Source organism: Microbacterium umsixpiens (genome assembly GCF_053543675.1).
This window is the reverse complement of the sequence record NZ_JBLVOH010000113.1, coordinates 4,964-7,473: the sequence shown is the minus strand read 5'-3', so window position 1 is coordinate 7,473 and position 2,510 is coordinate 4,964. Positions and strand designations below refer to the sequence as shown.

The 2,510-nt window shown below is 68.8% G+C and carries 2 protein-coding genes and 1 pseudogene; 1 reads left to right on the top strand and 2 read right to left on the bottom strand.

The window, feature by feature from the left end; translation table 11 throughout:
- Nucleotides 1–370 (bottom strand): annotated as a pseudogene (locus tag ACNPM4_RS11285) (MFS transporter); the annotation flags it as partial.
- Nucleotides 371–483: 113 nt separating this feature from the next.
- On the opposite strand from ACNPM4_RS11285, the gene ACNPM4_RS11280 reads away from it, so the two are divergent.
- A complete protein-coding gene (locus tag ACNPM4_RS11280) occupies nt 484–1,869 on the top strand; it encodes a glycine--tRNA ligase (RefSeq protein WP_029261245.1) in 1,386 nt (461 codons plus the stop codon).
- Nucleotides 1,870–1,917: 48 nt separating this feature from the next.
- Here the strand turns inward: ACNPM4_RS11280 and ACNPM4_RS11275 are convergent.
- On the bottom strand, nt 1,918–2,510 hold a 593-nt coding region (locus tag ACNPM4_RS11275), incomplete at its 5' end, for a WYL domain-containing protein (protein ID WP_448985769.1).

Sequence of the window (2,510 nt, the reverse complement as noted above, 5' to 3'; positions counted from 1 at the left end):
CCCCGACGCCGACGCCGACCGCCCCGGGCAGCAACGCCAGGGCGAGGTGGCCCGCCACGATCACCATCGCGCTGACGAACAGCACGCGCTCTGCGCCGAACAGGCGGTCGGCGAGCCAGGCCCCGAGGATCGTCGAGAGGTAGACCGACCCTCCGTACGCGCCCACGATGCCGCCCGCAACAGCCTTGGGGATGCCGAGGCCGCCCTCGGTCACCTCGAAGTAGAGGTAGATGAGCAGGATGCCCTGCATGCCGTAGAAGCTGAACCGCTCCCACATCTCCACGCCGAAGATGTGCACGAGCGCCCAGGGTTGGCCGAAGAAGCGGGTGTCTTCGTCGCGGGTCCGCCGAGTGCGCGCAGAAGTGCTCATCCCAGGACGGTACTCCGCGGTGGGCCGAGGGGCCAGGTCCCGCGCGGGACGACGGATAGAATGAGGTGCCCGTGTTCACGGGTCTTCTCCCGCATCCGACCATTGGAGCCACCATGGCCGAACAGTCCCGCCTCGACAAGGTCATCGCCCTCGCCCGCCACCGCGGGTTCGTGTTCCAAGCGGGTGAGATCTACGGCGGTTCTCGATCGGCCTGGGACTACGGGCCCCTCGGTACGGAGCTCAAGGAGAACATCCGCCGCCAGTGGTGGCAGACCTTCGTCCGCGGCCGCGGCGACATGGTCGGCCTCGACTCCAGCATCATCCTCCCCAAGCGCGTGTGGGAGGCGTCGGGTCACGTCGCCACGTTCACCGACCCGCTGGTCGAGTGCCTGCAGTGCCACAAGCGCTTCCGCGCCGACAACCTCATCGAGGACTTCGAGGCGCGCAAGGGCCGCAAGGCCGAGAACGGTCTCGCCGACATCCCCTGCCCGAACTGCGGCACCAAGGGGCAGTACACCGAGCCGAAGGCTTTCTCCGGCCTGGTGAAGACCTATCTGGGTGTTGTCGACGACGAGTCGGGTCTGTACTTCCTGCGCCCCGAGACGGCGCAGGGCATCTTCGTGAACTTCTCGAACGTGCTGACCGCGAGCCGCAAGAAGCCGCCGTTCGGCATCGGCCAGGTCGGCAAGGCGTTCCGCAACGAGATCACCCCCGGCAACTTCATCTTCCGCACCCGCGAGTTCGAGCAGATGGAGATCGAGTTCTTCACGCCCCCGGCCGAGGCGCAGGAGTGGTTCGAGCACTGGGTCGAGGCCTGCTGGAACTGGTTCATCGACCTGGGCATCGACCCGGAGAACATGCGTCAGTTCGACGTTCCGGAAGACGACCGCGCGCACTACTCGGCGGGCACGATCGACGTCGAGTACAAGTTCGGGTTCGCGGGCAAGGAGTGGGGCGAGCTCATGGGCGTCGCCAACCGCACCGACTACGACCTCTCCAGCCACAGCGAGGCGTCGGGCCAGAGCCTGACGTACTTCGACCAGGCCACGGGCGAGCGCTACACCCCGTACGTGATCGAGCCGTCGTTCGGTCTCACCCGCGCCATGATGGCGTTCCTCGTCGACGCGTACCGCGAGGAGCAGGTGCCCAACGCCAAGGGCGGCACCGACGTGCGCACGGTGCTCAAGCTCGACCCGCGCCTCGCCCCGGTCAAGGCCGCAGTGCTGCCGCTGTCGCGCAACGAGAAGCTGTCGCCGCTCGCCCGCGAGGTCGCCGACACGCTCCGCAGCTCCTGGGCCGTCGACTTCGACGACGCGGGTGCGATCGGTCGCCGCTACCGTCGCCAGGACGAGATCGGCACCCCGTTCTGCGTCACGGTCGACTTCGACTCGCTCGACGACCGCGCCGTCACGGTGCGCGACCGCGACACCATGGCGCAGGAGCGCGTCTCGATCGACGAGCTGCACGCGTACCTCGCGGAGCGTCTGCGCGGCGCCTGAGGTTCCCGCGATCAAGACCCCGTCGGCCCGAGTGGCCGGCGGGGTCTTTCATGCGCTCCCGGCGACCGCCCGCGCATACCGCTCGGAGAGCAGCTGCAGCCGCGGGAGCAGCTCGGGCGGGCTCTCGACCGTGAAGTCCATCATCAGCATCCCGATGTAGGCGGCGACGGTGTCGAGGCTGTCCGCACCCGTGACGAGGATGCAGTGCTCGTCGTCGACCGGTTCGACCACGCCGACCGCGGCATGGATCCGGTCGAGCACGGCCTCGGCGGGTGCGTCGATCCGCAGTCGGGCGTGCACCTTCCAGCCGCTCACCGCGATGGTCCGCATCGCGAACGCCGTGTAGTCGCCGCCGGGGAGCGGCTGCGGATCGAAGCGCCGATGGGTCGGCATCCGCAGGTCCATCCAGTCGACGCGGTAGGTTCCCCACTCGTCTGTCTGCGGATCGCGGGCCACGAGGTACCACCGGCGCACCCAGGTGAGCAGCCGGTACGGCTCGACCAGCGCGGGCGCGCCCTCGTAGTCGAAGCGCAGCCATTCCCCGTTGCGGATCGCGCTCGCGATGGCCTGCAGCGACGCGGCGTCGACCTCGGGGTCCGGGGCATCCGTGTCGTTGTTCTCCGGTGCGCGGTCGACGCTCG

Excerpts from the sequence above, each read along its gene's own strand:
- ACNPM4_RS11280 (WP_029261245.1), top strand. The coding sequence starts at position 484 with ATGGCCGAACAGTCCCGCCTCGACAAGGTCATCGCCCTCGCCCGCCAC.